Here is an 11,598-nt window from a genome sequence, read left to right on the forward strand (position 1 = left end):
ACAGGCACCCCCTCGCCCTCAGGCGAATCCGGGCAGCGCCACCCTTATGTGTGAAGCGGTGGGTCTCGTGTTGTCCGGCAGGAAGTACGAAAACTAGCTTCGGTTGCCGGAGGTGACCAGTCCATGACTGCCTGTGCCATGGAGAACGAGACCGCGGGGGCGGCCGAGGCCGCCGGGGATGCGGTCCTGGAGGACGACGAGCCGGACGCACCCGGGGAGCCGGCCGGGTTCGGCGTGCCCGGCAAGGACGGAGCGGGCGGCGGGGACGGCGTGCCCGAGCAGGGCGGTGCGCCGGGTGAATCGGGCGTGCCCGCCGGGGCGGCCCTCGCCCCGTCCGCGCTCACGATCGCCGCGGACGGTTCGTACGCGGCCCGGCTCACCCTCCGCAACGTCGCCGCGGAGGCGTCCGGCGACACCGCGCAGGCGTGGTGCGTGGAGCGCTGGACGCTCGACGGGCACGAGCCGTACGCCGTGCCGCTCCCCCTCGATCAGCCGGAGGAGCCGGACTCCCAGGTGCTGCCGCTGGCCGACGGACGGGTACTGATCCGGCGACGGATCGCGGACCGGAATGCGTTCTCGCTGCTCTATCCGACCGGCCCCGGCACCGGTGAACTGCCGCTCGGCACCATCGGATGCGCGGATCTGTCCCTGCTGCCGCCGTCACCGGACGGTGCGAGCGCGTACGCCCTGTCGGTCGGTGCGCGCTCCACCGCCCTCTGGCTGGTGGCGGGCGGCACCTTCGGGCCCGAGCTGGTCGCGGAGGTGCCGGGGCGCTGCACCGGCGGGGTCTGGCTGGACCGGGCGGGGCGGATGCTGGCCCTGGACCGGGAGATGCCGGGCGGCGGGCCGGTCAAGGCGGTCGCCGTGGACCTGGAGCGGGGCGGCGAGGTGACACCGCTGCTGCAGATCGCACCGGAGAGCAACGACCGGCTGCTGCTCGCCGACGCGGACAGCGGGCTGCTGCTCATCCGCTCGAACGCGCCGGGGCACGACCGGCTCGGGTGGGGGGTGCTGGGCAGCTGTCTGCCGGTGCGTTTCCCGGAGTGCCTGCGCCCGGCGGATCTGGCGGTGACACCGTTCGCTGTACAGCCGGGGCAGATGCTGATGCCGGAGAGCTGCGCGGTGGCCCTGCGGATCGACGCGGCGGCCGGCAGCTGGCTCGGGGTGTGGCGCCCGGCGGGGCGCCGGCTGCATCAACTCGCCGTCCCCGAGGGGTGGCAGGCCGGTCGCGGGGTGTGGACCCGGGACGGCGCACTCAGACTTCCGTACGCCAACGAGAACGTGGCGTGCGGGGTGGCACTGCTGGAGGCACCGGTGGACGGGGAACGCGGCACGGGACCGGCGGCGGAGGTGGGCGCGGAAAGCGGTATGCAACCGTCCGCCGCCGCTGCGCCTCTTCCGATGTGCAAGCCGATTCCACTGGGGCAGGCGCCTCTCATGGGGCGCATGGTGCCTGGTTAAAATCCTGGGCCTGGGCTGCGCAGCCGTGTGCGACGGTCGTCGATGGTGACCGTGCCATGTTGCGGTGGCGTGATCAGCCCTGGTGACACACACGTAAGCGATCACAACGGGGTGACTTCCCACATGTCTGAAGCCCGAACCGACACGACCCAGACGCGTCCGCCGGGGGCGGACGCGGAACGGGGCGAAGCCGGCGGCTCCGGAAAGCACCGAGGGGGTGTGTCGACGGACGACGCGTCAGCACAGCCGCACGGCCGCCACCGCCGCCCCTCCGAGGGGGACAGCAGGGCGGCCTGACCGCGCGGAACATCAACGAGGGACGGGTGGGGCCCCGGCAGCCGATCGCTGCCGGGGCCCCACCCGTTTCCGTTGCGGTCAGCCCCGTTTGAGACCGAGCACCTCCGCCGCGGCGAAGGTCTCGCCCGTCGGTCGGTCCTCGTAGTACGGGGAAATCAGCTCGTCCAGCTCGTCGAAGGAGAACGTCTCCTTCGACGAGTCGAACTTCGCCGCCACCCTGGGACGTTCGACGATCGCGACCATCCCGCCGTGCACGACGAGCAGTTGCCCGTTGACCTTGGCGGCCGCCGGGGAGGCCAGATAGCCGACCAGTGGAGAGACATGCTCGGGGGCGAGCGCGTCGAGCCGGCCGTCCGTCGGTTCCTGGAAGCCCGCGAAGACGTCCTCGGTCATCCGGGTGCGGGCCCGCGGGCAGATGGCGTTGGCGGTGACGCCGTACTTGGCCAGGGCCAGGGCCGTGGAGGTGGTGAGGCCGACGATGCCGCCCTTGGCCGCCGCGTAGTTCGGCTGACCCGCCGAACCGGCCAGGAAAGCCTCCGACGAAGTGTTGACGATCCGGCCGTAGACCGGGCCGCCGGACTCCTTGGAGCGGGCGCGCCAGTGGGATGCGGCGAAGTGTGTGGTGTTGAAGTGGCCCTTGAGGTGGACCCTGATGACGGAGTCCCACTCGTCCTCGGTCATCGAGAAGACCATCCGGTCGCGCAGGATGCCCGCGTTGTTGACCAGGATGTCGAGCTTTCCGTATGTGTCGACGGCCAGCTCCACCAGGGCGCGGGCCTGCTCGTGGTCGGAGACGTCGCCGAGGTGTGCGACCGCCCGGCCGCCCGCCGCCCGGATCTCCTCGGCGACCTCCTCGGCGGGGGCCGCGGACGCCTCGCCGGAGCCGTCGCGGCCCGGCTGCCCGTAGTCGTTGACGACGACGGACGCGCCGAGCCGCGCCAGTTCCAGTGCTTCGGCACGTCCGAGGCCGCGGCCTGCGCCCGTGACGATCGCGGACATGCCCTCCAGGGGAAGTGACATCGGAATCTCGCATTCCTCTCAGGTGGGAGCAGGGTGGGAGCAACGTGAGGGTCAGAGTTCGATGCAGGTGCGCAGCGACTCGCCGGTCCTCATCTGGTCGAGGGCGTCGTTGATGCCGTCGAGCCGCACCCGGTGGGTGATCATCGATTCGAGGTCGATCCGGCCGGCCCGCCAGAGCGCGATGGCCCGTTCGTACGACCGGAGCACATCGCCTCCGCCGTACATGGAGGGCAGGATCCGCTTCTCGTCGAAGAACAGCTCGAACATGTTGACCTGGAAGTTGTCGTCCATCGCGCCCGCGCCGACGACGCAGAGGGTGCCACCGCGCCGGGTGTTCTCGTACGCCGTGCGGGCGGTGGCCGACTTGCCGACGACTTCGAAGACGTAGTCGAAGCCCTCGCCCGCGGTGATCCGCTGCTTGGCGTCGCCGAGTTCGTCCGGGGACACCGCCTCGGTCGCGCCGAACCGCAGTGCCGCCTCGCGCCGCGATGCGACCGGGTCCACGGCCACGATCTGGGCGGCGCCCTGCACCCTGGCGCCCTGGATCGTGGAGATGCCCACTCCGCCGCAGCCGATGACGGCGACCGACGAACCGGCCTCCACCTGTGCGGTGTTGATGGCCGCACCCAGCCCGGTGGTCACCCCGCAGCCGATCAGGGCGGCGATCTCGTACGGTACGTCGTCGGGGATCGGCACCGCGCAGCCCGCGTCGACGACGACCTCCTCGGTGAAGGTGCCCGTGCCAGCGAAGCCGAAGACATCTCCCCCGGGGCGCTTGAAGTTGGGCGTTCCCGCGTTCATGAAGCCGGCCAGGCAGAGCTGGGTCTGGCCGCGCCTGCAGGACGGACACGCCCCGCATGCGGGCAGCCAGCAGACCAGCACCCGGTCCCCCGCGGTCAGCCCGGTGACACCGTCGCCGATGTCGACGACCTCGCCCGCGCCCTCGTGGCCCGGGATGAAGGGGGCGGGCTGCGGCAGCACGCCGCTCATCGCGGAGACATCGGAGTGGCACAGTCCGGTGGCCCTGATGCGGAGCCTGACCTTGCCGGGGCCGAAGCCCACCGCCTCGACGTCGTCGAGGACTTCCAGTTTGTCCTGACCGATCTCGTGCAGTACGGCTGCGCGCATGGTGCGGCTCCCCTCATGGGCCTGTGGACCTCTTGGAGTTGGTTCAGGAGTGTTCGACGAAGGTGTCGCCGAGGACCGGGGCGTCGTCCCGCTCGACGGCTCGCACCTCGACCCGGACGTGGTCCTTTCCGGTCCACATCCGGATACGGAGGGTCTCGCCGGGGAAGACGACGCCGACGAAACGGGTGCGGTAGGAGCGGATACGGGTGACATCGCCGCCGAGCACCGTGTCGGTGACGGCCTTGAGCGTCATGCCGTAGGTGCACAGCCCGTGCAGGATCGGCCGGTCGAAGCCGGCGAGCCTGGCGAACTCGGGGTCGGCGTGGAGCGGGTTCCAGTCCCCGGAGAGGCGGTACAGCAGTGCCTGGTCCGGTCGGATCGGCCGCTCCACCACGCGGTCGGGGGCGACGGCGGGATACGCGACCCGCTCGGAGGGGCCGCGTTCGCCACCGAAGCCGCCCTCGCCCCGGACGAAGATCTGGGCGTCGTTGGTCCACAGCGGGCCCTCGTCGTCGGCGGCCTCGGTGCGCAGCACCAGCACGGCCGCCTTGCCCTTGTCGTACACGGCGGCGACCTTCGAGGTCTGTACGGCGCTGCCCGTCACGGGGATCGGCCGGTACACCCGCACGCTCTGCCCGCCGTGCAGGACGGCGGCCAGGTCGACGTCGATGCCGGGCGAGGAGAGTCCGCCGACGACGCCCGCGCCCGCTCCGGCGACGGTGGCGAAGGAGGGCAGCACTTGGAGCCGGGACTCCAGGGTGTAGAGCAGCTCGCCCGGGTCGGTGGCGGGGTCGGTCCGGTCGGGATCGGCGCCCGCACCGATCCCCAGGTGGTAGAGCTGGACGTCCTTGTGGTCCCAGCTGATCCGGGTGGACCGGGGTTCGGCAGCGACAGCCTTTTCGGCATCAATGGGCATGGGGAAGCTGCTCCTTGATGGTGGGAAGACCTCGGCGCGGCCGTCCGCACCGTCGGCCGCACCGAGGTCGCGCGGGACCGGCCGCCACGCCCGTTCTAGAACGCGTTCTAGCCGATGACCCCATGTATAACGCAGTGCCCAGCAGTTGTGAAGACCACTGCTGACGTGGCGTCAGATCCATTGCCGGACGCCGCTCACCCATGACAAATGTCATCGCGAAGACCGTACGCACACCCCTGCCGGGCCTCGGGCCCCCTTCCGTACCGTCGTGGCCATGAAGCAGACAACGGGGAATCCGGCCGCGGTGGACCTCACCGGGGCGGTCAAGACCTTCGGCCGGGCGGGCCGGACCGTACGGGCCGTGGACGGGATCGACCTGTCCATCGGCCGCGGCGAGACCGTCGCCCTGCTCGGCCGCAACGGCGCGGGCAAGTCCACCACCATCGCCCTCCTGCTGGGGCTGGACGAGCCGGAGTCCGGCAGTGTGCGGGTGCTGGGCCGGACCGCCGAGCAGGCGGTCCGGGCCGGTCTGGTCGGCGCCATGCTCCAGGACGGGCGGCCCATCCAGCGGGTCACCGTCCGCGAGCTGATCACCTTCGTCGCCTCGACCTACCCGCGGCCGATGCCGGTGGCCGAGGCGCTCTCCCTGGCGGGCGTCACCGGGTACGCGGACCGGCGCGTCGACAAGCTCTCCGGTGGCCAGACCCAGCGCGTCCGTTTCGCCGTCGCGCTGGCCGGCAACCCGGAGCTGATCGTCCTGGACGAACCGACCGCCGCCCTGGACGTGGAGGCACGCCGGACGTTCTGGGAGTCGATGCGGGCCTACGCCCGGCGCGGCAACACCGTCCTGTTCTCCACCTACTACCTGGAGGAGGCCGACGAGAACGCCGACCGGATCGTCGTCATCGACCGGGGCCGGATCGTCGCGGACGGGAGCGGCGACACCATCAGGGGCTCGGCCGGCAGCAGCCTCGTCTCCTTCGACCTGGCGGGCCGGCCGACCGAGGGCCTGGAGCTGCTGCCCGGCGTCGTCACCGTCGAGGTGACCGGGGACCGGGCGCTGCTGCACACGGACGACTCGGACGCCACCGTCGTGGAGCTGGCCCGCCTCGGCCTGATCCATGGCCTCCAGGTCTCCCGGGCCACGCTGGAGGACGCCTTCCTCGCCCTTACCGCACCGGCCGCCGGGGCAGCCTCGACCGATACCGAGAAGGAGATCGCGTGATGTTCCGCTACATCGTGCTGGAGGTCCGCCGGACCCTGCGTGACGGCTTCTTCCTGATCTTCGGGACCGGGATGCCGGTGATGATGTACCTGCTCTTCACCAACATCGGCGGTGGCGCTGCCGACGACTGGAAGACGGCCTCGATGGTCGGCATGGCCGCGTACGGAGCACTGGGTTCCGCCATGTCGATCGGTACGGGGGTCGCCTCCGACAGGACCCTCGGCTGGCTGCAGCAGCTGCGGGTCACTCCGCTCGCCCCTTCGCACGCGGTCGTGGGCCGGGCGATCAGCGGTTCGGTGACCGTACTGCCGACGATCCTCGCGGTGCTGCTGGCCGGCGGACTGCTCAACGGGGTACGGCTGGCCGCCTGGCAATGGACCGCCCTGACGCTGCTGCTGTGGATCGGGGCGCTCCCGTTCACCCTGCTCGGCCTCGGCAACGGCTACCGGCTCACTCCGCAGGGCACCGGGGTCGTCAACGTGGCCTGCCTGATGGGCTTCGCGATCGTCGGCGGGCTGTGGCTCCCGCTGGAGCTGCTTCCCGGATGGCTGCGTTCGATCGGCCGGTTCACCCCCGCCAACCGGTTCGCCGACCTGGGCTGGGCGACCACCGACGGACACGCGCCCGGCAGCGGCACGATCGCCGTGCTCTGCGCATGGCTCCTGCTGTTCGGTACGTACGCCGTGATCTCGTACCGTCGGTCCGCGAGGACCGTGTGACACGAGACGACCGTGTGGCAGGAGTGAACATGGCCAGGAACCGAGCGGGTACGCGGACGGGCACGCGGCGGGAAGGGCGCAGACGGTGCGACGACCGGCGCCCCGGCCCGCCCGGACCGTACACCCTGCTGCCCTGGCTGCTGATGGGCATGGGCGCCTTCTCCAATCTCTTCCAGGGCGAGACCCCCAACCCCTGGCTCGGCGGTCTCGGGCTGTTCACCTTCAACTCCCTCTACATCTCGGTGGTGTTCCGCGGCTTCGACAAGAGGAAGCGCGAGAGCCCGGTGTCGTACTGGCTGCTCACGGCAATGGCCGCCGTCACGTTCGGCCTCGCGATCAGCTACGGCGGGAGCTGGCTGCTGTTCTTCCCGCTGCTCTCGCTGGCCTGCGGCACCGTCCTGCGCCACCGGCAGTTGGCCGTCGGCCTGCTCTCCCTCGCCGTGGTCGCCAGCCTCATCGCCGTGTGGCGCGGGAACGGCGGCTCGGACCCGTGGGCGATCGGATACGGCACCTTCATCTCGGGCGCGGTGACCGCCGCGATCCTCACCCTCGCGGATACCGTATGGGACCGGAACGGGCCGCCGGAAGGTCCGACCACCCGCCACGAACGATCGAGGTCAGTAGGGCACCGTGTCGCACAAGGTCTCTGCCCAGGCGGAGGCGCCGGACTTGTTGGCCGCGCGCACCGTGACACAGATCTTGTCACCGGAGTACGGACCCGTGATCGTGTAGCTGGTGCTGCCGGTCGAGTAGATGGTGTCGACGTTCTTCTCGGTGAAGTTGCTGCCCTTGTTGGTGAAGTGAATGTCGTACCGGGTCGCTCGGGAGATCGCCGACCAGCTCACCTTGATCGGCATGTTGCACGCGCCGACACAGGAGTTGGTGTACACAGCCTTGTAGCTCTTCAAGGCGGGCGGTCGCGAGCCGGAGGACGAACCGCCGGAGGGCGAGCCGCCGGAGGAAGAACCGCCGGAGGCGGATGAATCTCCGCCGTCCGAGCCCGAAGAGCCGGACGCCCCGGCAGAGCCGGACGACCCCGAGGAGCCGGACCCGCCGCTGGTTCCGGTGCCGCCGCTGCCGGAGCCGCTGTCGCCGACGGATGAACTGCCGCTGCTCTCCAGGGTGTTCGGCGACGGGCCGCCCTTGTCGCCCTGGCCCTTCTCGCCGCCCTTGCCCTTGCCGTCGCCCCCGCCCTTCCCGTTCGCTTTCTCGGAAGGTGAACTTCTTGGTGCGCTCGGCGAGTTGCTTCCGCCAGGAGTGGCACTCGCGCTGCTGCCCGGTGACTGGGCGTGCGTCCCCTCCCCGCCGCCCATGTAGGGCTGGAGCAGGACGGCCGTTCCGCCGCCGACGGTGATGACGGCAACGATGGGCAGAACGATGAGCCTGCGGCGGCGGGGCCGCCGTTCGTGCTCCCGTCGGCGCGTCGTGGTCTCGTTGTCCGCCGGAACGACTTCGGGAGGCCCGCCCTTCGGCCGCAGCCCGACGGTCGCCAGGTCCACGGGCTCCTCACGCAGCGGCGCCGCCTCGGCGTCGAGCAGCCGTGCGGACTGCTGCGCGAGGTGCGCGACGACGCCGGCAGGCAGCCAGGCGCCGCGCGCGGCGCGGGGGCGCGGCCGCTCGGGGTCCTCCAAAAGCTGGTCGACGTCAGGCCGTTGGTCGACACCCTTCGCCAGACACCGGGCGATGAGCGCCCGCAGCGCGGCGTCCTCGACACGCGTCAGGTCGGGCTCGCCCTCCACGATCTGGAACATCACCGCGTGCTGATTGCTCGCCCCCTGCCCGAACGGCAGCTGCCCGGTCGCCGCATACGTCAGCACGCAGCCGAGGGTGAACACATCGCTCCTGGTCCCCGCGCGCTGCCCGCGCACCTGCTCCGGCGACATGAACCCGGGAGAGCCGATGACCATCCCCGTACTGGTCAACAAGGACTCGACGGAGGTCTCGAGCGCCCGCGCGATCCCGAAGTCGATGACCTTCGTGCCGTCCACGGTGAGCATCACGTTGGACGGCTTCAGGTCGCGGTGCACGATCCCGGCGCCGTGAATGTCCTTGAGGGCCTTCAGCAACCCGTCGGCGAGGGTGTGCACGGACGCGGCCGGCAACGGCCCGTACAGCCGCACGACCTGTTCGAGCGAGAGCCCGGGCACATACCCCGTGGCGACCCACGGCTGTTCGTCGTCCGGGCCCGCGTCGAGCACCGGCGCCGTGTACCGCTCACCGACCTTCCGCGCCGCCGCGATCTCCCGCCGGAACCGCGCCCTGAACTGCTCGTCGGACACGTGTTCTTCGTGCACCACCTTCACGGCTACGGTCCGACCGCTGTCGGACCGTGCGAGGAACACCCGCCCCATGCCGCCGGCACCGAGCCGCCCGAGCAGCAGATACGGACCGATGCGCGCGGGGTCGCTCACCGCGAGCGGCTTGACAGCCCCGTCGACGCTGTCGTCGCGTCCGTCCCCCTTCGTACCGCTCATGGTGGTGCGACTCCCCCGCTCTCAGCGCCTGGTCAACGGCGTAACTCGAATGAGAATAGACGTTGTTGACGTACCTGGCGAAGTTGAGGGAACACGTTGTACGAGCGGCCCATGTCCTCAGTACCGCTCCGAGCGGGCCCGTTGGTCGTAGCCTGTTTCAATGGCCGACGAGATGCCCGCAGACCACCGACCGGCACCCTCCGTAAGGGTCCTCCTCGCCGAGGACCAGGGCATGATGCGGGGCGCGCTCGCCCTGCTGCTCGGCCTGGAACCCGACATCGAGGTCGTGGCCCAGGTGGGCGCCGGGGACGAGATCGTGGATGCCGCGCTGCTGTCCCGCCCGGATGTGGCGCTCCTGGACATCGAGCTCCCGGGCCGCAGCGGTCTGGACGCCGCCGCTGATCTGCGCGAGGAGGTGCCGGACTGCCGGGTGCTGATCCTCACCACGTTCGCCCGTCCCGGCTATCTGCGCCGGGCGATGGAGGCCGGGGCGGCGGGGTTCCTGGTCAAGGACGGCCCTGTCGAGGAGCTCGCCGCCGCGATCCGCCGGGTGCTGAGCGGTGAGACGGTCATCGACCAGGCGCTGGCCGCCGCCGCGCTCAGCGCCGGACCGAGCCCGCTGACCGCGCGGGAGCGGGACGCGCTGAACGCCTCGGTGGACGGGGCGACGGTCGCCGACATCGCGGCGAAGCTGCATCTGTCCGAGTCGACGGTGCGGAACTATCTGTCGTCCGCGATCGGCAAGACGGGGACACGCAACCGGATGGAGGCGGTGCGGGCGGCTCGGCAGCAGGGCTGGCTGTAGGCGAGGCTTCGCGGCCTCCCAGGTCCTGTCGGGCGTGCGTGCCGGGCGTCGTGCGGCAGACGGCAGTTCGACGACAGGGCAATACGTCTAGAGCCGGTCGGACCGATGGCGCGGCAGCCACAGCGCCATCAGCAGCAGTCCGCCCAGCAGTACCGTGCCGGCTGTCCGGAACGCCAGCGCGTACCCGGCCGTGAGCTCCTCGGGCCCCGTGCCGCCCGCGGTGCGTGCGGCGGCGACGGTGGAGAGCACGGCGAGACCGAGCGCACCGCCCATCGTGCGGGAGGTGTTGACGAGGCCGGAGACCAGACCGGCCTCCCCGTGGGCCGCCCCCGTGATGGCGAGGGAGGCGAGCGGGGTGGATGCCAGGCCCGCACCGGCCATCATCAGGACGCCGGGCAGACAGACCGAGGTGAGGTACGAGCCATCGGCACCCATCGTGGACTGCCAGCCGAAACCCGCGGCGGCGACGGCCGTACCGATGAGCGCCAGGTTCTTCGCGCCGACCCTGGCCATGACGCGGGGCGCGCACTTCGAGCCGAGGACGACGGCCAACGACGTGGGCATCAGGGCGAGCCCGGCCTGGAGCGGCGTGTAACCCAGCACCGTCTGGGCGTACACGGTCATGAAGTACCACATCGAGAAGGTCGCGGAACCGATCACGAACATCGCCGCGTTCGCCGAGGTCACCGCCCGCGCCCCGAGCACCCTGAGCGGCATCAGTGGCTCCGTGGTCCTGGCCTCCACCACCACGAAGGCGATCAGCAGGGCCACCCCGCCGAGCAGCGGCACCAGGGTCGCCGCCGCCGTCCAGCCCGACTCCTCGATCTGGACGATGCCGTACGCGACGGAGGCGAGGCCCGCCGTGACGAGGACCGCGCCGAGGAAGTCGATCCGCCGCCGGTCGCCCGCCCGGCCCTCGGCGAGCCAGACCGCCGCGCCGGCCAGGACGAGCACGCCGATCGGCACATTGATCAGCAGGACCCAGCGCCAGGACAGCAGATCGGTGAGCACGCCGCCGATCAGCCCGCCGGCCGCTCCGCCGCCCGCGCCGACCGCCATCCAGGTACCGATCGCCTTCGTCCTGGCCGGGCCCTCGGGAACGGTGGTGGTGAGCAGGGTGAGGGTGGCGGGGGCGAGTACGGCGGCACCGAGCCCCTGCGCGGCGCGGGCGGCCAGCAGCTGCCAGCCCTCCTGGGCGAGCCCGCCGGCCAGGGAGGCCGCGGTGAACAGGCCGAGGCCTATGAGGAACATCCGCTTGCGGCCGTATATGTCGGCGGCGCGCCCGCCGAGCAGCATGAATCCGGCAAACGCGATCGAGTAGGCGTTCAGTACCCATTGCAGTCCGGCGGCGGTCATCCCGAGGTCGGAACGCATGGACGGCAGGGCGACATTGACGACGGATACATCGAGCACGACGAGGAACTGTCCGACACAGGCGGCGAGCACCGCCGCCCAGGTGCGGGTTCTGTGCCGTTGTTGCAGGGGTGCGGGCGTCGTGACGTCAACCATGACCGTCATACTCGCAGCCGCCCCGCACCCCGTACATCGGTATT

10 protein-coding genes are annotated in these 11,598 nt (G+C 71.1%); 4 read left to right on the plus strand and 6 right to left on the minus strand.

Annotated elements, in window-relative coordinates; translation table 11 throughout:
• Positions 1 to 123 precede the first annotated feature (123 nt).
• The gene (locus tag GA0115254_RS25810) at positions 124 to 1,461 is read left to right on the plus strand and encodes a hypothetical protein (RefSeq protein ID WP_093897668.1); all 1,338 of its coding nucleotides are present in this window, start codon (positions 124 to 126) and stop codon (positions 1,459 to 1,461) included.
• 375 nt (positions 1,462 to 1,836) lie between these two features.
• On the opposite strand, the gene GA0115254_RS25815 is transcribed toward GA0115254_RS25810, so the two are convergent.
• From GA0115254_RS25815 to GA0115254_RS25825, 3 genes are read right to left on the minus strand one after another with little or no spacing between them, the layout of a single operon-like run.
• A complete protein-coding gene (locus GA0115254_RS25815; RefSeq protein WP_093897669.1) occupies positions 1,837 to 2,778 on the minus strand; it encodes a 3-oxoacyl-ACP reductase in 942 nt (313 codons plus the stop codon).
• A gap of 51 nt (positions 2,779 to 2,829) precedes the next feature.
• The gene (locus GA0115254_RS25820; protein WP_093897670.1) at positions 2,830 to 3,906 is read right to left on the minus strand and encodes a Zn-dependent alcohol dehydrogenase; all 1,077 of its coding nucleotides are present in this window, start codon (positions 3,904 to 3,906) and stop codon (positions 2,830 to 2,832) included.
• A gap of 43 nt (positions 3,907 to 3,949) precedes the next feature.
• Positions 3,950 to 4,822, minus strand: a complete 873-nt coding sequence (locus GA0115254_RS25825) for a MaoC/PaaZ C-terminal domain-containing protein (protein WP_093897671.1) — start codon at positions 4,820 to 4,822, stop codon at positions 3,950 to 3,952.
• A 304-nt stretch (positions 4,823 to 5,126) separates the two neighbouring features.
• Here GA0115254_RS25825 and GA0115254_RS25830 point away from each other — a divergent pair, with 304 nt between their 5' ends.
• Positions 5,127 to 6,047, plus strand: coding sequence for an ABC transporter ATP-binding protein (locus tag GA0115254_RS25830; protein WP_093897672.1), 921 nt, complete (start codon positions 5,127 to 5,129; stop codon positions 6,045 to 6,047).
• Positions 6,047 to 6,766 (plus strand): ABC transporter permease, encoded by a 720-nt coding sequence (locus GA0115254_RS25835; RefSeq protein ID WP_093897673.1) that lies wholly within the window; start codon positions 6,047 to 6,049, stop codon positions 6,764 to 6,766. Before GA0115254_RS25830 ends, GA0115254_RS25835 begins: the two co-directional genes overlap by 1 nt.
• A 340-nt stretch (positions 6,767 to 7,106) precedes the next feature.
• Here the strand turns inward: GA0115254_RS25835 and GA0115254_RS47765 are convergent, their stop codons facing one another.
• Both GA0115254_RS47765 and GA0115254_RS25845 read right to left on the minus strand, forming a co-directional pair.
• Complete coding sequence (locus GA0115254_RS47765) at positions 7,107 to 7,313, minus strand: hypothetical protein (protein ID WP_176740285.1); 207 nt, start codon at positions 7,311 to 7,313, stop codon at positions 7,107 to 7,109.
• Positions 7,314 to 7,383: 70 nt separating this feature from the next.
• Positions 7,384 to 9,240 (minus strand): serine/threonine-protein kinase, encoded by a 1,857-nt coding sequence (locus tag GA0115254_RS25845; RefSeq protein ID WP_093897674.1) that lies wholly within the window; start codon positions 9,238 to 9,240, stop codon positions 7,384 to 7,386.
• A gap of 172 nt (positions 9,241 to 9,412) precedes the next feature.
• Between GA0115254_RS25845 and GA0115254_RS25850 the strand changes: the two genes are divergently transcribed.
• Positions 9,413 to 10,045, plus strand: a complete 633-nt coding sequence (locus tag GA0115254_RS25850; protein ID WP_093897739.1) for a response regulator transcription factor — start codon at positions 9,413 to 9,415, stop codon at positions 10,043 to 10,045.
• A gap of 87 nt (positions 10,046 to 10,132) precedes the next feature.
• Here GA0115254_RS25850 and GA0115254_RS25855 read toward each other — a convergent pair whose 3' ends face one another.
• Positions 10,133 to 11,563 (minus strand): DHA2 family efflux MFS transporter permease subunit, encoded by a 1,431-nt coding sequence (locus tag GA0115254_RS25855; RefSeq protein WP_176740286.1) that lies wholly within the window; start codon positions 11,561 to 11,563, stop codon positions 10,133 to 10,135.
• Between the last annotated feature and the right edge of the window lie 35 nt (positions 11,564 to 11,598).

The sequence above is a fragment of the Streptomyces sp. Ncost-T10-10d genome, from assembly GCF_900091955.1.
Classification (GTDB): domain Bacteria; phylum Actinomycetota; class Actinomycetes; order Streptomycetales; family Streptomycetaceae; genus Streptomyces.

What these genes read in the sequence shown, in the direction of transcription:
- GA0115254_RS25810 (WP_093897668.1), top strand. Translation starts at nt 124, where the DNA reads ATGACTGCCTGTGCCATGGAGAACGAGACCGCGGGGGCGGCCGAGGCC.
- GA0115254_RS25815 (WP_093897669.1), bottom strand. Translation starts at nt 2,778, where the DNA reads ATGTCACTTCCCCTGGAGGGCATGTCCGCGATCGTCACGGGCGCAGGC.
- GA0115254_RS25820 (WP_093897670.1), bottom strand. Translation starts at nt 3,906, where the DNA reads ATGCGCGCAGCCGTACTGCACGAGATCGGTCAGGACAAACTGGAAGTC.
- GA0115254_RS25825 (WP_093897671.1), bottom strand. Translation starts at nt 4,822, where the DNA reads ATGCCCATTGATGCCGAAAAGGCTGTCGCTGCCGAACCCCGGTCCACC.
- GA0115254_RS25835 (WP_093897673.1), top strand. Translation starts at nt 6,047, where the DNA reads ATGTTCCGCTACATCGTGCTGGAGGTCCGCCGGACCCTGCGTGACGGC.
- GA0115254_RS25845 (WP_093897674.1), bottom strand. Translation starts at nt 9,240, where the DNA reads ATGAGCGGTACGAAGGGGGACGGACGCGACGACAGCGTCGACGGGGCT.
- GA0115254_RS25850 (WP_093897739.1), top strand. Translation starts at nt 9,413, where the DNA reads ATGCCCGCAGACCACCGACCGGCACCCTCCGTAAGGGTCCTCCTCGCC.
- GA0115254_RS25855 (WP_176740286.1), bottom strand. Translation starts at nt 11,563, where the DNA reads ATGACGGTCATGGTTGACGTCACGACGCCCGCACCCCTGCAACAACGG.